Origin of the sequence: Phytopseudomonas seleniipraecipitans (assembly GCF_900102335.1) — a bacterium.
Classification (GTDB): domain Bacteria; phylum Pseudomonadota; class Gammaproteobacteria; order Pseudomonadales; family Pseudomonadaceae; genus Aquipseudomonas; species Aquipseudomonas seleniipraecipitans.
On record NZ_FNBM01000010.1, the window covers coordinates 179,345 to 201,383 of the forward strand.

General features: G+C 60.6%; 23 protein-coding genes. 12 read left to right on the forward strand and 11 right to left on the reverse strand.

The window, feature by feature from the left end; all coding sequences use genetic code 11:
• Positions 1 to 85 precede the first annotated feature (85 nt).
• Positions 86 to 682: an HAD family hydrolase gene (locus BLS60_RS19250; protein ID WP_092371309.1), complete on the forward strand. Its 597-nt coding sequence runs from the start codon at positions 86 to 88 to the stop codon at positions 680 to 682.
• Here the strand turns inward: BLS60_RS19250 and cueR are convergent.
• The 3 genes from cueR to BLS60_RS19265 all read right to left on the reverse strand — a co-directional run bounded on the left by cueR (position 631) and on the right by BLS60_RS19265 (position 3,970).
• Positions 631 to 1,089 carry a Cu(I)-responsive transcriptional regulator gene (cueR, locus tag BLS60_RS19255; RefSeq protein ID WP_070882805.1) on the reverse strand — a complete coding sequence of 153 codons (459 nt, stop codon included), beginning with the start codon at positions 1,087 to 1,089 and terminating at the stop codon, positions 631 to 633. The genes BLS60_RS19250 and cueR overlap by 52 nt on opposite strands.
• The gene (locus BLS60_RS19260) at positions 1,086 to 3,488 is read right to left on the reverse strand and encodes a heavy metal translocating P-type ATPase (protein ID WP_092371312.1); all 2,403 of its coding nucleotides are present in this window, start codon (positions 3,486 to 3,488) and stop codon (positions 1,086 to 1,088) included. Before BLS60_RS19260 ends, cueR begins: the two co-directional genes overlap by 4 nt.
• Positions 3,489 to 3,583: 95 nt before the next feature.
• Complete coding sequence (locus BLS60_RS19265; RefSeq protein WP_092371316.1) at positions 3,584 to 3,970, reverse strand: hypothetical protein; 387 nt, start codon at positions 3,968 to 3,970, stop codon at positions 3,584 to 3,586.
• 144 nt (positions 3,971 to 4,114) lie between these two features.
• Between BLS60_RS19265 and BLS60_RS19270 the strand changes: the two genes are divergently transcribed.
• Positions 4,115 to 4,333, forward strand: coding sequence for a heavy-metal-associated domain-containing protein (locus BLS60_RS19270; protein ID WP_092371319.1), 219 nt, complete (start codon positions 4,115 to 4,117; stop codon positions 4,331 to 4,333).
• Here the strand turns inward: BLS60_RS19270 and BLS60_RS19275 are convergent.
• On the reverse strand, positions 4,317 to 4,937 hold the full coding sequence (locus BLS60_RS19275) for a TetR family transcriptional regulator (RefSeq protein WP_092371322.1): 621 nt from the start codon (positions 4,935 to 4,937) through the stop codon (positions 4,317 to 4,319). The genes BLS60_RS19270 and BLS60_RS19275 overlap by 17 nt on opposite strands.
• Before the next feature lie 172 nt (positions 4,938 to 5,109).
• Between BLS60_RS19275 and BLS60_RS19280 the strand changes: the two genes are divergently transcribed.
• On the forward strand, positions 5,110 to 6,300 hold the full coding sequence (locus BLS60_RS19280) for a multidrug effflux MFS transporter (RefSeq protein WP_092371325.1): 1,191 nt from the start codon (positions 5,110 to 5,112) through the stop codon (positions 6,298 to 6,300).
• A gap of 8 nt (positions 6,301 to 6,308) precedes the next feature.
• Here BLS60_RS19280 and BLS60_RS21515 read toward each other — a convergent pair whose 3' ends face one another.
• The 5 genes from BLS60_RS21515 to BLS60_RS19305 form a co-directional block, all read right to left on the reverse strand.
• Positions 6,309 to 6,485, reverse strand: coding sequence for a hypothetical protein (locus BLS60_RS21515; RefSeq protein ID WP_092371328.1), 177 nt, complete (start codon positions 6,483 to 6,485; stop codon positions 6,309 to 6,311).
• Positions 6,486 to 6,873: 388 nt separating this feature from the next.
• Positions 6,874 to 7,656: a Crp/Fnr family transcriptional regulator gene (locus BLS60_RS19290; protein ID WP_070882811.1), complete on the reverse strand. Its 783-nt coding sequence runs from the start codon at positions 7,654 to 7,656 to the stop codon at positions 6,874 to 6,876.
• A 243-nt stretch (positions 7,657 to 7,899) separates the two neighbouring features.
• Complete coding sequence (locus BLS60_RS19295; RefSeq protein ID WP_092371331.1) at positions 7,900 to 8,172, reverse strand: TfoX/Sxy family protein; 273 nt, start codon at positions 8,170 to 8,172, stop codon at positions 7,900 to 7,902.
• A 108-nt stretch (positions 8,173 to 8,280) separates the two neighbouring features.
• The gene (locus BLS60_RS19300) at positions 8,281 to 8,637 is read right to left on the reverse strand and encodes a pentapeptide repeat-containing protein (protein WP_070882813.1); all 357 of its coding nucleotides are present in this window, start codon (positions 8,635 to 8,637) and stop codon (positions 8,281 to 8,283) included.
• A gap of 66 nt (positions 8,638 to 8,703) precedes the next feature.
• Positions 8,704 to 10,266, reverse strand: a complete 1,563-nt coding sequence (locus tag BLS60_RS19305; RefSeq protein ID WP_092371334.1) for a bifunctional aminoglycoside phosphotransferase/ATP-binding protein — start codon at positions 10,264 to 10,266, stop codon at positions 8,704 to 8,706.
• 117 nt (positions 10,267 to 10,383) lie between these two features.
• On the opposite strand from BLS60_RS19305, the gene mrcB reads away from it, so the two are divergent.
• From mrcB to BLS60_RS19320, 3 genes are read left to right on the forward strand one after another with little or no spacing between them, the layout of a single operon-like run.
• Positions 10,384 to 12,702, forward strand: a complete 2,319-nt coding sequence (mrcB, locus tag BLS60_RS19310) for a penicillin-binding protein 1B (protein ID WP_092371337.1) — start codon at positions 10,384 to 10,386, stop codon at positions 12,700 to 12,702.
• A gap of 12 nt (positions 12,703 to 12,714) precedes the next feature.
• A complete protein-coding gene (locus BLS60_RS19315) occupies positions 12,715 to 13,458 on the forward strand; it encodes a tetratricopeptide repeat protein (protein WP_092371340.1) in 744 nt (247 codons plus the stop codon).
• Positions 13,458 to 13,784: a YqcC family protein gene (locus tag BLS60_RS19320; RefSeq protein ID WP_070882817.1), complete on the forward strand. Its 327-nt coding sequence runs from the start codon at positions 13,458 to 13,460 to the stop codon at positions 13,782 to 13,784. The genes BLS60_RS19315 and BLS60_RS19320 overlap by 1 nt, the downstream gene beginning before the upstream one ends.
• Positions 13,785 to 13,800: 16 nt before the next feature.
• On the opposite strand, the gene BLS60_RS19325 is transcribed toward BLS60_RS19320, so the two are convergent.
• Positions 13,801 to 14,235 (reverse strand): DUF4124 domain-containing protein, encoded by a 435-nt coding sequence (locus BLS60_RS19325; protein WP_092371343.1) that lies wholly within the window; start codon positions 14,233 to 14,235, stop codon positions 13,801 to 13,803.
• A 540-nt stretch (positions 14,236 to 14,775) separates the two neighbouring features.
• Here BLS60_RS19325 and BLS60_RS19330 point away from each other — a divergent pair.
• Both BLS60_RS19330 and ilvN read left to right on the forward strand, forming a co-directional pair.
• On the forward strand, positions 14,776 to 16,506 hold the full coding sequence (locus BLS60_RS19330) for an acetolactate synthase 3 large subunit (RefSeq protein WP_070882832.1): 1,731 nt from the start codon (positions 14,776 to 14,778) through the stop codon (positions 16,504 to 16,506).
• A 1-nt stretch (position 16,507) separates the two neighbouring features.
• Positions 16,508 to 16,999 (forward strand): acetolactate synthase small subunit, encoded by a 492-nt coding sequence (ilvN, locus tag BLS60_RS19335; protein ID WP_042553031.1) that lies wholly within the window; start codon positions 16,508 to 16,510, stop codon positions 16,997 to 16,999.
• A 51-nt stretch (positions 17,000 to 17,050) separates the two neighbouring features.
• On the opposite strand, the gene ilvY is transcribed toward ilvN, so the two are convergent.
• Positions 17,051 to 17,932 carry an HTH-type transcriptional activator IlvY gene (ilvY, locus tag BLS60_RS19340; protein ID WP_070882819.1) on the reverse strand — a complete coding sequence of 294 codons (882 nt, stop codon included), beginning with the start codon at positions 17,930 to 17,932 and terminating at the stop codon, positions 17,051 to 17,053.
• Positions 17,933 to 18,057: 125 nt separating this feature from the next.
• Between ilvY and ilvC the strand changes: the two genes are divergently transcribed.
• The 4 genes from ilvC (at position 18,058) to msrQ (ending at position 21,748) form a co-directional block, all read left to right on the forward strand.
• Positions 18,058 to 19,074, forward strand: coding sequence for a ketol-acid reductoisomerase (gene ilvC / locus BLS60_RS19345; protein ID WP_092371346.1), 1,017 nt, complete (start codon positions 18,058 to 18,060; stop codon positions 19,072 to 19,074).
• 153 nt (positions 19,075 to 19,227) lie between these two features.
• A complete protein-coding gene (gene pssA / locus BLS60_RS19350) occupies positions 19,228 to 20,043 on the forward strand; it encodes a CDP-diacylglycerol--serine O-phosphatidyltransferase (RefSeq protein WP_070882821.1) in 816 nt (271 codons plus the stop codon).
• 62 nt (positions 20,044 to 20,105) lie between these two features.
• Positions 20,106 to 21,116 (forward strand): protein-methionine-sulfoxide reductase catalytic subunit MsrP, encoded by a 1,011-nt coding sequence (gene msrP, locus BLS60_RS19355; protein ID WP_092371349.1) that lies wholly within the window; start codon positions 20,106 to 20,108, stop codon positions 21,114 to 21,116.
• A complete protein-coding gene (msrQ, locus tag BLS60_RS19360; protein WP_070882823.1) occupies positions 21,116 to 21,748 on the forward strand; it encodes a protein-methionine-sulfoxide reductase heme-binding subunit MsrQ in 633 nt (210 codons plus the stop codon). The genes msrP and msrQ overlap by 1 nt, the downstream gene beginning before the upstream one ends.
• Positions 21,749 to 22,039: the final 291 nt, after the last annotated feature.

Sequence of the window (22,039 nt, forward strand, 5' to 3'; positions counted from 1 at the left end):
GTCTCGCTGTGAGCTTTGCCGCAGTGGTGATGATTCCGGCGCCGCCGTATGCTGCGCCCTGAATTCTGCCGTTGTTGGAGGGGCGATGAGCCTGCAGCGCTACACCCACTGGGTTTTCGACATGGACGGCACGCTGACCATTGCCGTGCATGATTTTGCCGCCATCCGCGTGGCGCTGGACATCCCGCCCGAGGACGACATTCTGCATCACCTGGCCGCGCTGCCGGCGGAGGTGTCACGAGCCAAACATGCCTGGCTGCTCGAACACGAGCGGGAGTTGGCCATTGCCGCGCGGCCTGCCGCCGGTGCCGTGGCGCTGGTGCGGGCACTGCGCGCACGTGGTGTGCGCCTGGGCGTTCTTACCCGCAACGCGCGTGAGCTGGCATTGCTGACGTTGCAGGCCATCGGCGTGGATGATTGCTTTGCGCCTGACGATATTCTTGGCCGTGACGAAGCGCCGCCCAAGCCTGATCCCGGTGGCCTGCTGCACCTCGCGGATCGTTGGCAGGTGGCGCCGCAGGATATGGTAATGGTCGGCGATCACCGCCACGACCTGGCCTGTGGCCGTGCGGCGGGGACCGCGACGGTGCTGGTCAACCTGCCGAGCAATCCCTGGCCGATGCTGACCGATCATTTCGTCGCTGATTGCGCGGCGCTGCAGCGCTTGTCACTGGGCACCTGAGCGCGCGAGCAGCTCCTGTCGCCGGCCTGCAGGTCTTCGAGGATCGGGCAGTCGGGTCGCTGATTGCCCTGGCAGTGATCGACCAGGTTCTGCAGCGTATCGCGCAAGGCCTCGAGTTCGACGATCTTCTGATTGAGCGCGTCGATATGCTCGACCGCCAGTGCTTTTACATCGGCGCTGGCGCGTTCGCGGTCGTGCCACAGGGCCAGTAACTTGCCCGACTCGGCAAGCGAGAAGCCCAGGTCACGCGCGCGGCGGATAAAGCGCAGACGCTGCAGGTCGTTTTCGCCGTACTGGCGATAACCGCTTTCGCTGCGCCCGGCATTGGGCAACAGGCCAATGGTTTCGTAATAGCGGATCATCTTGGCGCTGAGCCCGGTGTGCTTCGCCGCCTGGCCGATATTCATCGTGTTTCCTCGCTCGAGTGGTGGGGGCGCCAGGTTTTCAGCAGTAATGCATTGCTCACCACGCTGACGCTCGACAACGCCATTGCCGCCCCGGCGAGCATCGGGTTGAGCAGGCCGAAGGCGGCCAGCGGAATGCCCACCAAGTTATAGACGAACGCCCAGAACAGGTTCTGGCGGATTTTCGCGTAGGTGCGCCGGGCGATGTCCAGGGCAGCGGGCACCAGGCGTGGATCGCCGCGCATCAGCGTGATGCCGGCCGCCTGCATCGCCACGTCGGTGCCACCGCCCATGGCGATGCCGACATCCGCTGCTGCGAGAGCCGGGGCATCGTTGATGCCATCGCCCACCATGGCTACTACACCGCTGGCTTTCAATTCGTCGACGATACGCGCCTTGTCCGCAGGCAACACCTGAGCGTGCACCGAGTCGATGCCAAGCTGGCGGGCGACGGCCTGTGCGCTGCCCTGATTATCACCGCTGATCAGGTGGCTGCCGATGTGCCGCCGGCCTAGCTCGGCGATTGCTTCATGGGCTCCGTCTTTCAGGGTGTCGCCAAAGGCGAAGAGCGCCAGCACCCGTGGTTGATCGTCGCACTCGATTAGCCACGACAACGTGCGCCCCTCGGCTTCCCAGGCTTGCGCGGCAGTTGCCAGTTCGGCCGGCTCGCTGGCACCGCTTTCGCCAAGCAGCCGCCGATTACCCAGTTGCAACGACTGCCCGCCAACCTGGCCGGCAATCCCGCGGCCGGCCAACGCCCGGCTGTCTGTTACCGGAACAAGCGTCATATCTGCCTCCCGGCAGGCCTGCAGTACCGCCTTGGCGAGCGGGTGTTCGCTGCCTTGCTGCAACGCCCCGGCCAGTCGAAGCGCGTGCTCGGTATCGATATGGGCGCTTTGCAGGTGCGCGATTTGCGGCGTGCCGGAGGTCAGCGTGCCGGTCTTGTCGAAGGCCACCACCGTGACGCCATGGGCAATCTCCAGCGCTTCGGCGTCCTTGATCAGAATGCCGTGCTTGGCCGCCACGCCAGTGCCCGCCATGATCGCTGTGGGCGTGGCCAGGCCGAGCGCGCAGGGGCAGGCGATCACCAGCACGGCGACGGCATTGAGCAGCGCAACCTCCAAGCCGGCGCCAAGGCCCAGCCAGATGATCAGGGTGAGCAGCGCGATCAGCAGCACCACCGGCACGAACACCTGGCTGACCCGGTCCACCAACTTTTGAATCGGCGCCTTGGCGGCCTGCGCGTCCTCGACCAGGCGGATAATCCGCGACAGCACGGTTTCGGCACCCAGCGCGGTGGTCTCGATCAGCAGGCGACCTTCGCCGTTGATCGCGCCGGCGGTCACCGCATCACCGGGCGCCTTGGCCTGCGGCAGGCTTTCACCGCTGATCATCGCCTCGTCGGCGTGGCTGTCGCCTTCGAGCACCCTGCCGTCCACCGGAAAGCGCTCGCCCGGCTTGACCAGCACCTGGTCGCCGAGGCTCAGTGCACTGACAGCCACCCGCTGCTCGACGCCGCCCTGCAGGCGTAACGCTTCATCGGGTCGTAGAGCTTGCAAGGCGCGGATGGCGCTGGTGGTCTGGCGCTTGGCGCGGCTCTCCAGGTATTTGCCCAGCAGGATCAGCGCGATGATCACCGCCGAGGCTTCGAGGTACAGGTGGGGCGCGTGCCCCGCTGGGGTAATCATCCATTGATACAGGCTCAGGCCGTAACCCGCACTGGTGCCCAGCGCCACCAATTGATCCATATTGCCGGCCCCGCTGCGCAGCGCGCTCCAGGCGGCTCGGTAGAAGCGCGCGCCGAAAACGAACTGCACTGGGGTGGCCAACAAAAACTGCGCCCAGGCGGGCACTACCAGCTGTATACCGAACGGCATCAGCAGCATTGGCAGGACCAGTGGCGTTGCCAGCAGCAACGCCAACATCAACCGCCAGCGCTCGGCTTGCAGGCGCCGGTCGGCAGCGTCGTGATCGGGGTTCTGGTCATCTACCGGGCTGGCTGAGTAACCAGCAGAGGTGACGGCAGCCACCAGCGCCTTGGTGTCCACGCCGCTTATGGTCTGCACGTGAGCTCGCTCGGTGGCCAGGTTGACGCTGGCAGCTATCACCCCAGGCTGTTGGCTCAGCGCCCGCTCGACGCGACCAGTGCAACTGGCGCACGTCATGCCGTGAATGGCTAGATCTACGGTTTGCGTGGGCACGTGGTAACCGGCTTTCTCTACCGCAGCCAACAGCGCTGGCAGCTGTTCGGCTGGGGCCTCGACGCGTGCCTGTTCGCTGGCCAGGTTGACGGTCGCGTTATTAACCTGCGACACGCCTCGCAAGGCACGCTCAACGCGGCCGGCGCAGCTCGCGCAAGTCATGCCGGTGATTGGCAGGTCCACGGTGGGTGAGGTGTGCATGCTGAGCTCCGATGAATCCTGGCGGTTACCCACAGGATCAACCTTGACCTATGGGTAAGGTCAAGCCCCTCAGCATTCGCGTCTGTCGGCGGGCGTTATTGGCTCGAAGGTGCCGGCGTCAGGTAGGGGCCTGAGGCACTGAGACCAATGCGATAACGGCGGATTTCACCGGCGCCGAGGCTCAGCCGCTGGCTATCAAGCGGGGTGATGCCGGCCTGGCAGGTCTCCGTACCGATCATGCCCAGGCGCACCGACACATCACCGGGCGGCAGGTTGAAGGATACCGACTGGCCCTGGAACAACCGCGCCGCCAGTTGATCTTGCAGGTAAACGCCGAACTCGCACGGCGATGCCACCTCCAGGCGCTCGCGAGAAATGATCAGCACGGCGTAGCCATCGCCCATCGTGGCATGCGACGGCAGCGCTTGAGCTAGGGCAGGCAAGGGCAGACAAAGAAACAGTGAGAGCAGGAGGCGGGACATGGTCAGACCAGATGAGAGTGGAGTGCTCTGAGCTTGGCTGAGGTTGCCGGGTTCAACAAGCCTAAGGGTTGACCTTGACCCGATGGCAAACTGGATACTCCACGCAAATCACACGACAGCCCGCCCCGGGCCAAGGAGATGACGATGCAGATATTCAACGTACAAGGCATGACCTGCGAGCATTGCGTTCGCACTGTGACGGGTGCCGTACAGGCGGTCGACCCGTCAGCGCGGGTCGACGTCGACTTGCCTACGGGCGAGGTGAAAGTGCACACCACGCACCCGGTCGATCAGGTTCTCGAGGCGATCATCAACTCTGGCTACAAGGCCGAGGCAGTGCCGGCGGCTAAGACCAGTCACTGATCAGGCCGCTAAACAGCCCGTCGATCATCACCGGCCCGTCGTGCAGCGGGTCGAACAGGCTGTTGTCGCGTAACCAGTCGCTGAGCATTCCCACCACCAGCGCATGCAGGGTGCGAGCCGCGAGGCGCGGAGTAATGCCTGGACGCAATCGTGATTTCGCCGACGGCTGAGCGAACGTTGCCTCGCACAGGGCGATGAACTGATTGATGAACGCTTCGTGGCGCTCTTCTGCCTCGCGCAGCTCCTCGGTGAATTCGCAGCGATGTAGCAGCACGGTGAAAATGCGCCGCTTCTGCTCATCGCTGGCGATGCCGGCAATGCCTTCGACACACAACTCGCGCAGCGCTTGCAGCGCGTCGGCAGCGGCGCTCTCTTGCACGTGCCTGGCCAATTCTTCGGGCGGCAGGCGTACCTGGCTGAGCATCTCGTGGAACAAGTGGGCCTTGTTCTGGAAGTGCCAATACACGGCGCCGCGGGTGACACCGGCATGCTTGGCAATATGCTCCAGGCTGGTGTGGGCGACGCCTCTTTCCAGGAAGAGCACTTCAGCTGAGGCCAGGATGGCACCGCGGGTAAGTTCGGCTTGTTCTTTGGTTCGACGCATACGGCAGGATCAAATCGTTTCAGAAACGGCGAGTGTAATTATTTTTTTCCTCTTAGGTTTGTTTTACAGACGAACTTGTATGTAATTGTCGGTCTCCATCTATTCATGGGGCGTTCAGCGCTCCATCCGTTGACCCGGCTTGCCGCCGGGACACTCGTTGAGTACCACGCACATGACGTTTCGCCTGTTACTGATCCTCGGAGCCCTCAGCGCCTTCGGTCCTCTCGCTATCGACTTCTACCTGCCGAGCTTTCCTGCCCTGGCGTTGGCCTTCGATACCGATACCGAGCATGTGCAGTTGTCTCTGGCTTCGTACTTCGCCGGCCTGGCTATCGGGCAGCTGCTTTATGGCCCGCTTGCCGACCGCTTCGGACGGCGCATGCCGCTGCTCGTCGGCGTCTCGCTGTTCACCCTGGCCTCGCTTGCCTGCGCTATGGCGCCGAGCCTCGAATGGCTGATCGCCGCGCGCTTTATGCAGGCCCTAGGTGGCTGCGCGGGTATGGTCGTGGCAAGGGCGGTGGTGCGTGACCTGTGCGACCCGATCAACTCGGCAAAAGTGTTTTCTCAACTGATGCTGGTGATGGGCTTGGCGCCGATTCTGGCGCCGGTGGCCGGAGGCTTGCTGCTCAATCTGTTTGGCTGGCCATCGATCTTCGTGGTGCTGAGCCTGTTCAGTGCGCTGTGCCTGATCGCGCTGATCCTGTGGTTGCCGGAAACCCTGAATCCTGATGTCGAGCCTGCGCCGCTGCGCGGCGCGCTGGGAGAGTACCGTCGGCTGTTCGCTGATCTGCCATTCATCGGGCATGCGCTGACGGGCGGGCTGGCTATCGCCGGCATGTTCGCCTACATCGCCGGTTCGCCGTTCGTGTTCATCGAGCTTTATGGGGTGCCCGCCGAGCATTACGGCTGGCTGTTCGGTGCCAACGCGGCCGGCTTTATCTTGGCGGCTCAGCTCAACGCCTGGCTGGTGTCGGGCCGTGGCCCAGCCTTTTGGGCGAGGCGCATCGTCTGGTTCTACCTCGCCTGCGGAGCGATTCTTTTGCTGCTGGCCTGGTCGCACACCGCGTCGCTGTGGCCGCTGTTGGTGCCATTGTTCGGTTGCATCGCATCGCTGGGCATTCTGATGCCGAATACCTCAGCCTGTGCGATGGCAGGGCAGGGGCGACACGCGGGGAGTGCGTCTGCGTTGATGGGCAGCCTGCAATTCACCATCGCCGCAACCGCCGCTACGTTGGTCGGGGTGCTGCACGACGGCAGCGCCGTGCCAATGGCGCTGGTGATCTTCTGTTGCGGAATGCTAGCCGTGTTCGCGTCGCGTTTCACCCGCTGGGCAGAGCGCCGTGCCGGCCACCCTCAGGGCTGAATGCGTGTTCAGCTGGCCAGGCGCTGTGTGCCTGGCAACACGTGAGGCGCCTGCACCCGCGCTTCGAGCTTAGCCACGAACTGCCGCGCTTCGTCTTCGCTGCGAAAACTGACGTGATGCTTGCCGAGACTGACTTGCCAATGGGTGCCGAGAGGGCCTTGCAGCGCACGTATCAGGATATTCATCGTGGTATCTCCCAGTGAGCGTGGAAGCAGTCTAGTCGTAGATCAGGTCGCTGTTGTGATGCAGGTCAACGAGGCGACGAGCGTCATATCCGGTCGGGGGAAATGCGCATGAGGATTTTTGAAGCAAAAAAAGACCCGGCAAGAAGCCGGGTCAATAACCGTGATTAGCCTGATGAGGAGATAATCTGAAGAGTCCGACCTAAGGCCTCTAGAGGTTATCGGCTGATCTCGCGACCAGCTGATGCAAATAATAGCAATTCTCATTACATAGTCAACAGGCAGTTGGAAATTATTTTCTCCGATTGTCGCGATAGCTTTTCCTGACCCATTAATACGAAACCCCGGCAGCTGGCCGGGGTTTCAAGGTCGGTGTAGGCGTTTTGCCGGGCTACCGCAGTTGGGTGATTTCCTTGTTAAGCAGGTCGATGCGGCGAGCCATGCTTTCGACCAGGCTGTGAGCGATGCGCGGGTTGCTTTCCATCAGGCTGAGAAATTGATCCTTGGGGATCACCATCACCGTGCACGGCTCACTGGCCACTACCGTGGCGCTGCGCTTCTCCAGGGTGAATACGGCCATGGCGCCGAAAATTTCGTCTTTCTGCACATCGCCCACCTTCACACCATCGACGAAGGCATCGGCATGCCCTTCGATAATGATAAACACGTGGTCGGCGTCATCGCCCTGATTGATTAGCGCGTCGCCTGTGGCGAAATGCTTGAAGCCAGTGGCTGCGCGCACGTCTGGCTGTTTGATACGCGCCAGCGCGTCCGACAACAGTGCGGTATGGCCCACGAGGTATTGAATGAACAGTTCCTGGCGAGGTTCACTGGCGTAGATATGCTTGAAAACTTCGCTGCGCGAATAGGGGATCAAGGTCAGCGGCTCGTCGCTGGTGTAGCGGCAGCTGGGCAAATCGATGCCCTGGCGCAAACCCACCAGATCGCCTTCCTGCAGATAGAACAGCGGGCGTTCGTCGACCAGCGTATGCAGCAGGCCGTTATCGATGATGAACAGTTGGTTGCCGGGAAGCTCGCTGGCCAGGTCCTCGCTGCGTTCGATGTGCAGCGCTGCGCCGCAGGGCGTGAGTCCGTCGAGCAACTTCACGGGGATGCTCTGCAAGCGGCTGATCAGTTGGTCGGCATACGCCGGTTGTTCCCCGAGTAGATACATGCTGGTTCCTTGAGCCGCTCATGCTGGATGCGCACGAAAATCCCTGAAACGATAATCGCCGCCATGCCTGGGGTAAATCGATCTCGCCTCAGGTTGTGAACCAACGCGTGTTCGATAGCAAAACGGGGTGGCGAAGGCGTTATCCGTGACGGACGCGAGTTTATCAGGCTGCTTTCACTGGCATAGCCAGGCCCCGGCTGGGCAGAAAAAATAGCGATTGCACCCGGATGAGCCAGCGCTGCCCTAGATTTTTCCGTCGTTCGCTGCTTGCTCGAGTTGCAGGTTGAGGCTCTCCTTGCGGGTTGCCGGCAGCTCGCTCCAATGGATATCCAGCAATGCGCCTTCGATGGCGTAGAGCAGAACCTTTGATGCCCGGAAGCCACGTGCCCGCACGGCTCGATAGGCATCCACGGCTCCGTAGCGACGCAAGTCGTCTGGGTTGTGAATGCCAATCGCATGCAGCCACTGCGACGAGGTTTTGCCCAGGTTCTTGAGATGTTGCAATTCGTCGATCACGGAATCTCCTGTTCACCGCCGTTCTGCAGAAAGGCGCTGCATGGCCGCCTTATGAGGAGAAGTGTAGCGGCCGTGGCCAACGTGGACCTGGGCGAGCGTTACACACTGCTACAGATGCTTGGGATGGGTGCCGTAACGCAGGCGTGTGCCGAAATTCATCGACATGAGAATTTCGTCTGCACTCAGTTCGACAGGAAAGTACGCGCCGGATATCTGCGCGTGGGCAATGCTTGCGCCTTCGAGTTGCGCGCTACGCAGATCGACCCCACGCAGATCGGCACCGCGGAAATAGGCGTTGCGAAAATCGATACCCTCCGCGTCCAGGGTGCGCAGATCTAGGCCGCGGAAATCGCCGCCGCTGAGGTCGATGGCAACGCCCTGTGGCCGCTGCGTGTTGAATGCAGCAACGTCGTCATTGTGCAGCAGGCGATACAGGGGGGTATCCAGTTGGCTGGGCTGACTCATGATGGCAGTGATCCGATGGGGGCTCACTGCCAGTATAGAGCGGCCTGGCGGCCGTGCTCAGCTGCTTTACAGGTTTGGAAAGCGCTGACGAATGGCGCTCACCAACTCGTTAAGGCTGCTGCTGTCATGGGTGTCCACGCGCTTGCAGTGAGCCAGTTCGCTTTCATCCAACGCATCCTGCCCTGCACGCTGGGCTTCGATCACCTGCAGCGTCGCGTCGGACGGGTCCTCGCCCTGTTGCTGGCGCTGCTGCAGCCAGCTGGTGATCACTGCGTCGGGCGCCTGGCAATCCGCGACCAGGAATGGCACACCGGTTTCTTCAGCGATGCTCCGCGCGGCTTCACGTTGTGCGCGCTTGAGAAACGTCGCATCCAGCACCACCGGATAACCGGCATGCAGCGCCAGATCCGCCAGCTGGTTCAAGTGCTCATAGACTGCTTTGCTGGCGTTTTCATCGTAGATACCGCGGTTCAGCTCTTTGGTCTCGTCTGGCTGCTGCTCGCCCAGCAGACGTTTTCGTTCGACATCCGAGCGAATGCGGATCGCGCCGAGTGCCTCGACCAGGCGCAGCGCCACCTGACTCTTGCCCACCGCCGACACCCCGCGGGTGATCGCCAGAAAGCGGGCCGGAATGGCGCTGTAGCTTTCCGCCAGGCTGGCATAGCCGCGGTATTGGCGCAGGATCACCGCGCGCTGCACGGCGTCCTGCTCCTGACCCAGGCGGAACAGCGCGACTTTGGCGCGCACCAGCGCGCGGTGAGTCTTGTAGAGGTTGAACAGTTTCAGCGAACCATAATCGCCGGTGTGCTCCAGCCAACTGTTCAGCAAGCGGCGGGCCAGCGATTTGAGGCCACGGTCTTCTAGGTCCATCACCAGAAAGGCGGTATCCAGCGCGATATCGGTCAGCCGGAAGGGCTCGTTGAACTCGATGCAATCGAACAGCGTGGCTTTACCGTCCAGCAGCGTCGCGTTGCCCAGGTGAATGTCGCCATGACACTCGCGGATGAAACCCTCGCGAGCCCGCGCCTCGAGATCGGGCCACAGACGTTCGAGGCTGGTTTCTGCCCAGGCCTCCAACGCGTCCAACTGTTGCAGGTCGGCCTTGTCGCTGAGCAGCGGGCGGATCTGCTCGAAGTTCTGCCGCAACGGCGCGACGATGGCGGTGGCGTTGCACAGCGCGTGGTCAATGGCGACCCGAGGCGTTTCCCGGTGAAAGTCGGCAATCTGTTTGGCCAGCGCATCGATATGCGCTTCGTTCAGCTCACCCCGTGCCTGCACATTTGCCAGCAGTTGCTCTTGCGGGAACTGGCGCATTTTCAGCGCGTACTCGATGGGCGTGCCTTCGCCGCTCAGCTGAGGTGCCTCGACGCTGCCGCTGATTGGCAACACTTCTAGATACAGATCATCAGTCATCCGTTGATTAAGGCGCAGCTCTTCGCCGCAGAAGTGCTCGCGGGCGTCCAGCGAGGTGAAATCGAGAAACCCGAAATTCACCGGCTTCTTGATTTTGTAGGCGTAGGGGCCGGTGAGCACCACCCAGGAGATATGGGTTTCGATGACGCTGAATGCGTCCACCGGGTGCGGATAGAGGGCCGGATTCTGCAAAGCGGTAATCAGGGCTTGGCTCACGGGCAATCCTTGGTTGGAATGAGGGGGAACAGGCACGCATTATGGCGTCTCCCTACAACGCTGCAAACCGCTGGCAACGTCTGCCGGCCGTTTGCAAAGTGCGTATAATGCCGCGCCATGACTCGTACCCGATCTCCCCGCTCCCGTTCCAAACGCCGCCCCCGTGGCATGCACCCCCTGTTAGGCTGGGCTGTAAAGCTCGGCCTGGTCGGCTTGGTGCTGTTCGCCGGCTTTGCGGTTTATCTCGATGCCATCGTCCAGGAGAAATTCTCCGGAAAGCGCTGGACCGTTCCCGCCAAGGTCTATGCGCGGCCGCTGGAGCTGTTCGTCGGCCAGAAATTGGCCAAGGACGATCTGCTCAAGGAAATGGATGCCCTCGGCTATCGCCGTGAAAACAAGGTCGATGGCCCTGGCGGCGTAGCGGTGTCTGGCAACAACATCTCTCTGCATTCGCGCGGCTTTCAATTCTATGAAAGTACCGAGCAGGCGCAGCAGGTCAATGTGCGGTTTTCCGGCGGATACGTCGCCTCGCTGACCCAGGCCGATGGCAAAGACCTCGCGGTGGCGCGACTGGAGCCGATGCTGATCGGTGGCCTATACCCCGCGCATCAGGAAGACCGCGTGCTGATCAAGCTCGATCAGGTGCCAGCCTACCTGGTGGAAACCCTGGTGGCGGTCGAAGACCGCGAGTTCTTCAACCACCACGGTGTGTCGCCGAAGTCCATCGCGCGCGCGGTGTGGGTCAACGCCACGGCCGGGCAGCTTCGTCAGGGCGGCAGTACGCTGACTCAACAGCTGGTGAAGAACTTCTACCTGACCAACGAGCGCAGCCTGACCCGCAAGGTCACCGAAGCCATGATGGCGGTGTTGCTGGAGCTGCATTACGACAAGCGCGAGATTCTCCAGGCGTACCTCAACGAAGTTTTCCTCGGGCAGGACGGCCAGCGCGCGGTGCACGGCTTTGGCTTGGCCAGCCAGTATTTCTTCAGTCAGCCGCTGTCCGAGCTCAAGCTCGATCAGGTGGCGCTGCTGGTCGGCATGGTCAAGGGGCCGACCTACTACAACCCTCGGCGTAACCCCGAGCGTGCGCTGGCCCGTCGTAACCTGATTCTCGATCTGCTGGCCGAGCAGGGTGTGGTGTCGCCAGAAGAGGTGGCAACCGCCAAGGCGCGCCCACTCGGCGTCACGCAGCGCGGCAGCATGGCCAACGGTTCATTCCCGGCATTCCTCGACCTGGTGAAGCGCCAACTTCGCCAGGATTATCGAGACGAGGACTTGACCGAAGAAGGGCTGCGCATCTTCACCAGCTTCGATCCGATCCTGCAGCTCAAGGCCGAAGACGCGCTGGCCGAGACGTTCAAGAAGCAGGCAGGCCGCAAGGGCTCCGATCAGGTTGAGGCCGGCATGGTGGTCACCAACCCGGAAACCGGTGAGATCCAGGCGCTGATCGGCAGCCGTCAGCCGCGCTTTGCCGGCTTCAATCGGGCATTGGACGCTGTGCGTCCGATCGGCTCGCTGGTCAAACCGGCCATCTACCTGACAGCGCTCGAGCGACCCAGCCAGTACACGCTGACCAGTCGCGTGCAAGACGAGCCGTTTTCAGTGAAGGGCCAGGACGGGCAGGTCTGGAAGCCACAGAACTATGATCGCAAAGCCCACGGCAGCATCTACCTGTACCAGGGGCTGGCGAACTCCTACAACCTGTCGACTGCCAAGCTCGGTTTGGAACTGGGCGTGCCGAATGTGCTCAAAACCCTCGAGCGTTTGGGGGTGTCGCGACAGTGGCCTGCCTACCCGTCGATGTTGCTGGGTGCCGGTTCGCTGACTCCAATGGAAGTCACGGGCATGTATCAGACGCTGGCGAGCGGTGGCTTCAATACCCCACTGCGCGGCATTCGTAGCGTGTTGACCGCCGAAGGCGAGCCGCTCAAGCGTTACCCGTATCAGATTCAACAGCGCTTCGATGCGGGGGCGATCTACCTGCTGCAGAACGCCATGCAACGCACCATGCGTGAAGGCACCGGCCGCTCGGTATACAGCCAGCTACCCAGCTCGCTGACACTGGCGGGCAAAACCGGCACCAGTAATGATTCACGTGACAGTTGGTTCGCCGGCTTCAGCCAGGATCTGCTGGCAGTGGTATGGATGGGCCGTGATGACAACGGGCCGACGCCGTTTACCGGCGCGACTGGCGCGCTGCAGGCCTGGACCGGCTTCATGCGCCGTGCCGACCCGCTGCCATTGGACATGCCGATGCCGGATAACGTGGTGCTGGCGTGGGTCGATGCAGCGACCGGGCAAGGCTCTGCAGAGAATTGTCCTGGCGCCGTACAGATGCCGTATATTCGCGGCAGTGAGCCGGCTCCCGGCCCTGGTTGCGGTATTCAGGCGCCTGTCGACTCGGTAATGGATTGGGTAAAAGGCTGGTTGGAATAAGAGAGGTTTGACGTGAGTAAGTGGTTGATTCCCGTTTTGACTGCCTCGGTAGTGCTGGGAGGTTGTGCCAGCGTACCGCGTGGCTCCATTCCGGTCGTGGATTCTGGTTCTTCCGCTTACGAGCAGGAAGACGGCGCCAATAATGGTTACAGCAACGCACCCGTGCCGGCGCAACAGCAGGCTCAGTCCATGCCTGAAGATTCCGGTGTGGTGGTGATGGTGCCAGGCGGCAGTAATCCTTCCGCACCGATCGACACCTATGCAGCCCCACCGGGCGCACCCGCCGGTGGTGGTGGGCTGACATTCGACGAGCCGCCATTGAGCAGTGAGCCATTGGGTTCGCCAAACGCCGGGAGCGTGCCGCAAACGCCACCGTCGATGCCAAGCGGTATCCCCAGCGGCAACAGCGGTGGCCTTGCCGCTGATGAGCAGCTCGATGGCCCAGTGTTGGCGCTGCTGACCAGTGCGCAACAACAGCAGACCGGTGGCGACCTCAACGGCGCCGCCTCCAGCCTGGAGCGCGCACAGCGCATCGCGCCCCGCGAACCGCAGGTTCTGTATCGTCTTGCTGAAGTACGCCTGGCCCAGGGTGATGCAGCCCAGGCCGAGCAGTTCGCTCGTCGTGGCCTGAGCTATGCCAATGGTCGCCCTACGCTGCAGGCAGGCTTGTGGGATCTGATCGCCAAATCCCGCGAGCAGCAGGGTGATGCGGCGGGCGCTGCACAGGCTCGTGAGCGGGCGCGAGTTAATCTCTGATGGCCGCGTCCGCCGCTCTTGTCGCCGATCAGCTGTTGCTGATCGAGCGAGCGTTGCGCACGCAGGGCTGGTGGGATTCAGCGCCGCCCAGTAAGCAGGCGCTGGCTAGCCAAGAGCCGTTTTGCGTGGATACGCTGGACTTCTCTCAGTGGCTGCAATGGATTTTCCTGCCTCGCATGAAAGCCATCATCGAAGCCGGTGCCAGCTTGCCGGCCGTTTCTGGTATTCAGCCCATGGCCGAGCAGGTCTACGGTGTGGGTAATCGCCAGGCGTCCGAGTTGCTCAAGGCGCTGGGCGATTTCGACCGGCTGATCACTGCGGGCTAAGGCCCGCAGCCTTCACTTACTTGCAGTTCTCCGTGATCGCCTTTTTGCTGTCGGCGATCCGCTGCTGGCGCTCATCTTCACCGAGGCGGCGCATCTCACCACCGTCTTCCACACGCACCCGCGGGTTGTTCTCGAGCTGCGCGAGGTTATTGCGCTGCGTCTCGCAGTACTTGAGGCGCTGCGCTTCCTGTTCGGCTACTTCCTTCTTTACCTTGGCGTCGGCGGCGGCCTGCTGCGGGTCGGCAATGTCCTTGAACGTGGGGGCCGGTTTTGGTTCGGGAGCCGGCGGTGGGGGAGTGGCCGTGTTCACTGTATTGGCTTGCTGACCCTGTGGCGGTTGTTCGCTGAAATGGGTCACGCCCTGGGCGTCGACCCATTTGTAGATCTGGCCAGCGATGGCAGTGCTGCTGAGCACGAGTGCCAGGCTGGTGGTGACGATCATGCGGCGCATGGGAATTCCTTGTGGGACTGTTGCCGAACCTGGCAGGCGCGGAACGCGGATTTCATGGTCGGGGCTCGCGCATCAAGTGCCTGTAGCGACAAGTGCGGTGTGCCTGCCGATTACTATAACCAAATCGGCTGCCTTACCAGCCTGCGCTGCTTCACATCAGCACGGATTTTTCAGGGGCGCGGCTGGCCGGGCTATGTTCCAGAGGTCATATCTCCGGGAATCACACATTCCGTCACGCATTACTTGACTTGCCGGCGGTGAAAAACAACAATCGACTGCTCGCTGCAGTGGGGTCAGCCGCAAGCTGGCTTCAGCTCAGTAGACATGAGGTGCTACCCGCGCCGACCTTTCGTTACACCCGCAACGCGTTACCTCGCGCTGGGTGGGAGAATCCCGCAACACATCAGGGATGTTCCCAATACTTGCTCAGTTGTAGCTGACGTAGTCGGCGACCACAGTCGCTCATGCTCTGCTGACAGTAAACCTACTCGGGCCGCACCTGCAAAAGGGCGGTTTTCTGGCGTTATAGAGGTGAACAACGTGGAGCTTTTATCCGGCGCTGAAATGGTCGTCCGCTCGTTGCGTGACGAAGGCGTTAAGTACATTTACGGGTATCCGGGTGGTGCCCTCCTGCACATCTACGATGCCTTGTTCAAAGAGCCGGAAGTGACTCACGTCCTGGTCCGCCACGAGCAAGCGGCGACCCACATGGCGGATGGTTACGGCCGTGCCACCGGTAAAGCCGGTGTGGTGCTGGTGACCTCCGGCCCAGGCGCGACCAACGCAGTGACCGGTATTGCGACCGCCTATATGGATTCGATCCCGATGGTGATCATTTCCGGTCAGGTGGCCAGCACCGTCGTCGGCACCGATGCTTTCCAGGAAGTCGACATGGTCGGCATCTCGCGCCCGATCGTGAAGCACAGCTTCATCATCAAGCATCCTTCGGAAATCCCCGAAGTGATCAAGAAAGCCTTCTACCTGGCTGAATCCGGTCGTCCGGGTCCAGTGGTCGTGGACATTCCCAAAGACATGGGCGATCCGACCCAGAAGTTCGAATACAGCTACCCGAAGAAGGTCAAGCTGCGTTCCTACAGCCCGGCGGTTCGTGGCCATTCGGGGCAGATCCGTAAAGCCGCGGAAATGCTCATTGCCGCCAAGCGTCCGATCATTTATTCCGGTGGCGGTGTCATCCTCGGTGGCGCCTCGGCACAACTCACCGAGTTGGCTCGCGCGCTGAACGTGCCGGTCACCAATACCTTGATGGGCCTTGGTGCTTACCCGGGCGATGACCGTCAGTTCGTCGGCATGCTCGGCATGCACGGCAGCTACACCGCCAACCTGGCCATGCACCACGCCGATGTCATCCTGGCGGTCGGTGCGCGGTTCGATGATCGAGTCATCAACGGCGAAACCGCTGCCAAGTTCTGCCCTAACGCGAAAATCATCCACATCGATATCGACCCGGCGTCCATCTCCAAGATGGTCAAGGCCGATATTCCGATTGTCGGCCCGGTCGACAGCGTACTGACCGAGATGGTCGCCGCGCTCAAGGAAATCGAGCAGCGCCCGGACAGCGAATCCCAGGCCACCTGGTGGAAGCAGATCGAGGAGTGGCGCGGTAACCGTGGGCTGTTCCCGTATGACAAGGGCGACGGCAGCATCATCAAGCCGCAGACAGTGATCGAAACCCTGTCCGAAGTGACCCGCGGCGACGCGTTCGTCAGTTCCGACGTGGGTCAACACCAGATGTTCGCGGCGCAGTACTACCGCTTCAACAAGCCGAATCGCTGGATCAACTCCGGTGGTCTGGGCACCATGGGCTTCGGCTTCCCGGCGGCCATGGGCGTCAAACTGAATTTCCCGGACAGCGATGTTGCCTGCGTGACCGGTGAAGGCAGTATCCAGATGAACATCCAGGAGTTGTCGACCTGCCTGCAGTACGACCTGCCGGTGAAAATCATCAACCTCAACAATGGCGCGTTGGGCATGGTTCGCCAGTGGCAGGACATGCAGTACAGCAGCCGCTACTCGCACTCGTACATGGAATCGCTGCCTGATTTCGTCAAGCTGGCCGAGTCCTATGGGCACGTGGGCATGCGCATCACCGATCTGAAGGATCTCAAGCCGAAGATGGAAGAGGCCTTCGCGATGAAAGATCGCCTGGTGTTCCTCGACATCGCCGTGGATACCAGCGAGCACGTCTACCCGATGCAGATCCGCGGTGGAGCGATGCGCGACATGTGGCTGAGCAAGACGGAGCGTACCTGACATGCGTCATATCATTTCCCTGCTGCTGGAAAACGAACCGGGCGCCCTGTCGCGTGTAGTCGGCCTGTTCTCCCAACGCAACTACAACATCGAAAGCCTCACTGTGGCGCCCACCGAAGACCCGACCCTGTCGCGTCTGACGTTGACCACTATCGGCCACGATGATGTGATCGAGCAGATTACCAAGAACCTCAACAAGCTGATCGAAGTGGTCAAGCTGGTGGATCTGTCGGAAAACGCCCACATCGAGCGCGAGCTGATGCTGGTCAAGGTCAAGGCCACTGGCGCTCAGCGCGCCGAGGTCAAACGCACCACCGATATTTTCCGCGGCCAGATCGTCGACGTGACGCCGAGCGTCTATACCATCCAGCTGGCCGGTACGAGCGACAAGCTGGACAGCTTTATCCAGGCCATCGGTACCGCGCTGATCCTGGAAACCGTTCGCAGCGGTGTCACCGGGATCGCCCGCGGCGACAAGGTATTGAGTATCTGATCGCAGCAACCAGAAACCCCGCCAAGCGCGGGGTTTTTTTTGCCAAAAATTTTACTGCTGGCGGTTCCAGAACGCCGCAATCAGCGGATCTTTGAGGTGCTTTTCCAGTGCGAACAGGCCGATGTCGTAAGCAGTCAACGGTGGCTGGATATCGTAAATACGGATGCGTGCGGCCAGTGGGCTGTTGTCCAGTACGATCTGTGGCACCACACCAATGCCGAAACCCAGGCTCACCATACTGACGATGGCCTCGTTGCCGCTCACCTGGGCATAGATGCGCGGCTTGATGTTGTGGCTTTTCAGCCAGCGGTCGGTACGTGTTCGGGCAAGACCTTCTTCCGAGAGAATCATCGGCACATCCTGCCAGCTGTCCGCAGAAGGATGCTTCAGTTGTTCGTCGCTCAATAGTTGTGGCGACTGCGGCCCGATAAAGCGCAGCGCCGAGCGGGTGATCGATTGAAACGCGACGCCAGCAGGCAGGCTGTCGGGGCGAGCGCCAATGGCGAGATCCTCCAGCCCCAACTGCACGCGCTCGACGGCTTTGGCCGGATCGCCGGTGTGCAGCTTCATCTCGATGCGTGGGTAGTTCTGCCGAAAAGTACTCAGGATCTCATAGAGAAAGCTGTAGCTCGCCGTCACCGAGCAGTACAGGGACAGCTCGCCATGCAGGATCAATTGGTCTTGCTTGAACGTCTGGCGAATGGCTTGCCAGCCATTCATGACGTCACTGGCGTACTCGCGAAACTGTTGTCCCTCGCGCGTCAGCCGAACCGAGCGATTGTCGCGTACGAACAACGGTGCGCCGAGTTCCTCTTCGAGCTGCTTGATAGTGCGGCTGAGCGCGGAGGGGCTGACATGTTGCTCGCGGCTGGTATTGCCGAAATGCAGATTGTCAGCCAGGGAAAGAAAGAGGCGGAGTGCGTGACTATCCATGAGCGTTTCTTATATCGGCATGTTGTATTGCAAATATATCATTTTACGCAATGGTGCCGATCACTTAAGGTGGCTCTGTCGCGGTGCCGGGCACCCACTCCTTTCGATTCAAAAGAGCCAAAAACATGAAAGTTTTCTACGACAAAGATTGTGACCTCTCGATCATCCAAGGCAAGAAAGTTGCCATCATCGGTTACGGCTCCCAGGGCCACGCTCAGGCGTGCAACCTGAAAGACTCCGGTGTCGACGTCACTGTCGGTCTGCGTAAAGGCTCGGCCACTGTCGCCAAGGCAGAAGCTCACGGTCTGAAAGTTGCCGATGTGGCATCTGCCGTTGCCGCTGCTGATCTGGTGATGATCCTGACCCCGGACGAATTCCAGGGCCAGCTGTACAAGAACGAGATCGAGCCGAACATCAAGCAGGGCGCCACCCTGGCGTTCTCCCACGGCTTCGCTATTCACTACAACCAGGTTGTCCCGCGCAGCGATCTCGACGTGATCATGATCGCGCCGAAGGCCCCGGGCCACACCGTGCGTACCGAGTTCGTCAAAGGCGGTGGTATCCCTGACCTGATCGCCGTTTACCAGGACGCTTCTGGCAACGCCAAGAACGTTGCCCTGTCGTACGCGTCGGGCGTTGGCGGTGGCCGCACCGGTATCATCGAAACCACCTTCAAGGACGAAACCGAAACCGACCTGTTCGGTGAGCAGGCTGTCCTGTGCGGCGGTACTGTAGAGCTGGTCAAAGCCGGTTTCGAGACTCTGGTCGAAGCTGGCTACGCGCCAGAAATGGCCTACTTCGAATGCCTGCACGAGCTGAAGCTGATCGTTGACCTCATGTACGAAGGCGGCATCGCCAACATGAACTACTCGATCTCCAACAATGCCGAGTACGGCGAGTACGTGACCGGCCCGGAAGTCATCAACGCCGAGTCCCGCCAGGCCATGCGCAATGCACTCAAGCGCATCCAGGACGGTGAGTACGCGAAGATGTTCATCAGCGAAGGCGCCACCAACTATCCGTCGATGACCGCCAAGCGCCGTAACAACGCTGCTCACGGTATCGAGATCATCGGTGAGCAACTGCGCTCGATGATGCCGTGGATTTCGGCTAACAAGATCGTCGACAAAGCCAAAAACTAAGTCGGACTCGATCCGGAAGAACGCGGCCCAGGCCGCGTTTTTTCGTTATGGGCGAGGCATCTGGTATAAAGCCCGTACGCTGATACCGACGTTAAGGCGAACGCTTGCCTGGCGACTCGGTCGAAAATTCAAATCCGCTGCAAGGTGTTGTTCATGAGCGAGCATCCGCAAGAGCCAAAATCGTCCAAGGACGATGAGAGCTTACTGCCCATCGACGAGCATATTGAGGAAGGGCATGACGACGAAGGGCGCAAGGTTCGCCATCGTGGCATCTACCTGCTTCCCAATCTGTTCACCACTGCGAACCTGTTCGCTGGTTTCTACGCCATCATCAATGCGATGAACGGCAACTTCTATGTGGCCGCCGCTGCGGTATTCGTGGCCATGGTGCTGGACGGCCTGGATGGTCGCGTTGCGCGCCTGACCAATACCCAGAGCGCTTTCGGGGCGGAGTACGATTCGCTGTCGGACATGGTCGCCTTCGGTGTGGCGCCTGCACTGCTGGCATTCGAATGGGCGCTCGGCAGCATGGGCAAGGTCGGCTGGATGGTCGCCTTCATCTATGTGGCGGGGGCTGCCTTGCGTCTGGCGCGTTTCAATACCCAGATCGGCAGCGTCGACAAACGCTATTTCATCGGCTTGGCCAGTCCCGCCGCAGCTGGCGTAGTAGCCGGTACCGTGTGGGCGTTCAGCGACTTCGGTATTCAAGGCTCCAATATGGCTTTCGTGGTGGCGATCTTGGTCGCTGCGGCTGGCATGCTGATGGTCAGCAATATCAAATACAACAGCTTCAAGAACTTCGATTTGAAAGGCCGCGTGCCATTCGTAGCGATTCTTGCCGTGGTATTGGTGTTCGCCGTGGTATTCAGTGATCCGCCGCGCATCCTGCTGTTGGCGTTTCTTGCCTATGCCGCTTCAGGTCCGATCCAGTATTTGTTGCGTTTGCGTCGCCGCCAGAGCGGCGAGTGATGTAATTTCCTGCAGACTCCGTAGTCTATTGGGCACGCCTGTCCCGATACTGCGGAGTCACTATGCTAATCAAGCTGCCTCAAGCGTCTGAATGCAATGAGTCGGACGTTACCCCCGAGTCCGTTTACCTCTCACGTCGTACCTTCATGTCAGCTGCCGCCGCCGGTGCGGCGTTGAGCAGCGTACCTGTTTGGGCGCAGTCCTCCGCAGAGCGCTATGCGGATGTCGAGGCGGGGAGTGCGCCCGCTTGGCTTGAAAAGCAGATCGCCGCGACCAAGTGGGAAGCCGTGACAGTCAAGGACGAGGCGCTGACGCCGTTTCGTGACGCCACCCACTACAACAACTTCTACGAGTTTGGCCCCGACAAGTCGGACCCGGCCGCGAACGCCGGCAGCCTGAAAACCGAACCTTGGTCCGTGGTCATCGATGGCGAAGTGGGCAAGCCGGGCCGTTATGCGCTGGAAGACTTCATCAAACCCTATCAACTGGAGGAGCGCATCTACCGGCTGCGCTGTGTGGAAGCCTGGTCGATGGTCATCCCGTGGATCGGTTTTCCCATCTCGGCATTGCTTAATAAAGTGGAGCCGACACCCGCCGCGAAATTCATTCGCTTCGAAACCTTGAATGACCCTGAAAGCATGCCTGGGCAGCGTTCGCGTTTCGGTCTGCTTGAATGGCCGTATGTGGAAGGGTTGCGGCTGGATGAGGCGATGCATCCGTTGGCCATTCTTGCGATAGGCATGTATGGCCGTGAGCTGCCAAACCAGAACGGCGCGCCGTTGCGGTTGGTCGTGCCATGGAAGTACGGCTTCAAGAGCATCAAGTCGATTGTGCGCATCAGCTTGGTCAGTGAGCAGCCGCAGACCACTTGGCAAAGCATAGCCGCACAGGAATACGGCTTCTATGCCAACGTGAATCCCACCGTTGACCATCCTCGCTGGACCCAGGCGCGTGAGCGCCGGCTGCCCAGTGGGTTGTTCAGCCCCAATGTTCGCGAAACCCAGATGTTCAACGGCTACTCGGATGAAGTCGCCAGCCTTTATAGCAACCTCGATCTGCGGAAGAACTATTGATGCGTCATGCGTACTGGCGTCTTTGCGTATTCTTGCTGATCGCAGTATGGCCGCTCTATTGGTTGTACCAGGCATGGGCATTCGCCTTGGGGCCGGACCCAGGCAAGGTGCTGGTAGAACGGCTTGGGCTGGGAACGCTGATCCTTCTGCTTATTACGCTCTGCATGACGCCGCTGCAAAAACTGAGCGGCTGGTCTGGATGGATCGCGGTTCGTCGTCAGCTTGGCCTGTGGTGTTTTGCTTATGGGGTGTTGCACCTTATCGCCTATGCGGTGTTCATTCTTGGGCTGGACTGGTCGCAACTGGCCGTCGAGTTGCAGAAACGGCCTTACATCATCGTGGGCGCCATCGCGCTGTTCGGGCTATTGCTGCTGGCGGTTACCTCTAACCGTTACAGCCAGCGGCGGCTTGGTAAGTCCTGGAAGAAGCTGCATCGCCTCATCTACCTGATTTTGCCGCTGGGATTACTGCACATGCTGTGGATAGTCCGGGCTGATTTGGAGGAGTGGGCGGTCTATGCCGTCATTGGCGGGCTGCTGCTGATGCTGCGTATACCTGTTGTCATGCGTCGAATCCCGCGCCTTAAGGGCAGGCAGGCAGAAACTTCGAATAAACCTGAAATAAACGGTTGACCTAGGAATCTGGCGGCCTATAATGCGCACCACTTCCGGCGTGGCCTGATCTGAAAACTCCTTGTAAAACAAGAAGTTAGATGAAAATAAAGGTTGCACGGACGGCGAATTCGAGTAGAATGCGCCGGCATCGACAGGGTGGTTTGAGTGACTCTGTTGATGGTTCGATCAGGTTTGATCGAAGGCGGTAAAGAGGGTGTTGACAGCGGTTTGTAACGCTGTAGAATGCGCCTCCCGCTGGAGAGAAGATGATCTGGTGGGGCGCTGCAAGGTGTTGAGAAGAAAGAAAAA

What these genes read in the sequence shown, in the direction of transcription:
- BLS60_RS19290 (WP_070882811.1), bottom strand. Translation starts at nt 7,656, where the DNA reads ATGTATCTACTCGGGGAACAACCGGCGTATGCCGACCAACTGATCAGC.
- BLS60_RS19280 (WP_092371325.1), top strand. Translation starts at nt 5,110, where the DNA reads ATGACGTTTCGCCTGTTACTGATCCTCGGAGCCCTCAGCGCCTTCGGT.
- BLS60_RS19270 (WP_092371319.1), top strand. Translation starts at nt 4,115, where the DNA reads ATGCAGATATTCAACGTACAAGGCATGACCTGCGAGCATTGCGTTCGC.
- BLS60_RS19320 (WP_070882817.1), top strand. Translation starts at nt 13,458, where the DNA reads ATGGCCGCGTCCGCCGCTCTTGTCGCCGATCAGCTGTTGCTGATCGAG.
- ilvC (WP_092371346.1), top strand. Translation starts at nt 18,058, where the DNA reads ATGAAAGTTTTCTACGACAAAGATTGTGACCTCTCGATCATCCAAGGC.
- BLS60_RS19300 (WP_070882813.1), bottom strand. Translation starts at nt 8,637, where the DNA reads ATGAGTCAGCCCAGCCAACTGGATACCCCCCTGTATCGCCTGCTGCAC.
- msrQ (WP_070882823.1), top strand. Translation starts at nt 21,116, where the DNA reads ATGCGTCATGCGTACTGGCGTCTTTGCGTATTCTTGCTGATCGCAGTA.
- BLS60_RS19260 (WP_092371312.1), bottom strand. Translation starts at nt 3,488, where the DNA reads ATGCACACCTCACCCACCGTGGACCTGCCAATCACCGGCATGACTTGC.
- ilvY (WP_070882819.1), bottom strand. Translation starts at nt 17,932, where the DNA reads ATGGATAGTCACGCACTCCGCCTCTTTCTTTCCCTGGCTGACAATCTG.
- BLS60_RS19275 (WP_092371322.1), bottom strand. Translation starts at nt 4,937, where the DNA reads ATGCGTCGAACCAAAGAACAAGCCGAACTTACCCGCGGTGCCATCCTG.
- BLS60_RS19250 (WP_092371309.1), top strand. Translation starts at nt 86, where the DNA reads ATGAGCCTGCAGCGCTACACCCACTGGGTTTTCGACATGGACGGCACG.
- BLS60_RS21515 (WP_092371328.1), bottom strand. Translation starts at nt 6,485, where the DNA reads ATGAATATCCTGATACGTGCGCTGCAAGGCCCTCTCGGCACCCATTGG.
- BLS60_RS19265 (WP_092371316.1), bottom strand. Translation starts at nt 3,970, where the DNA reads ATGTCCCGCCTCCTGCTCTCACTGTTTCTTTGTCTGCCCTTGCCTGCC.
- pssA (WP_070882821.1), top strand. Translation starts at nt 19,228, where the DNA reads ATGAGCGAGCATCCGCAAGAGCCAAAATCGTCCAAGGACGATGAGAGC.
- BLS60_RS19325 (WP_092371343.1), bottom strand. Translation starts at nt 14,235, where the DNA reads ATGCGCCGCATGATCGTCACCACCAGCCTGGCACTCGTGCTCAGCAGC.
- mrcB (WP_092371337.1), top strand. Translation starts at nt 10,384, where the DNA reads ATGACTCGTACCCGATCTCCCCGCTCCCGTTCCAAACGCCGCCCCCGT.
- msrP (WP_092371349.1), top strand. Translation starts at nt 20,106, where the DNA reads ATGCTAATCAAGCTGCCTCAAGCGTCTGAATGCAATGAGTCGGACGTT.
- ilvN (WP_042553031.1), top strand. Translation starts at nt 16,508, where the DNA reads ATGCGTCATATCATTTCCCTGCTGCTGGAAAACGAACCGGGCGCCCTG.
- cueR (WP_070882805.1), bottom strand. Translation starts at nt 1,089, where the DNA reads ATGAATATCGGCCAGGCGGCGAAGCACACCGGGCTCAGCGCCAAGATG.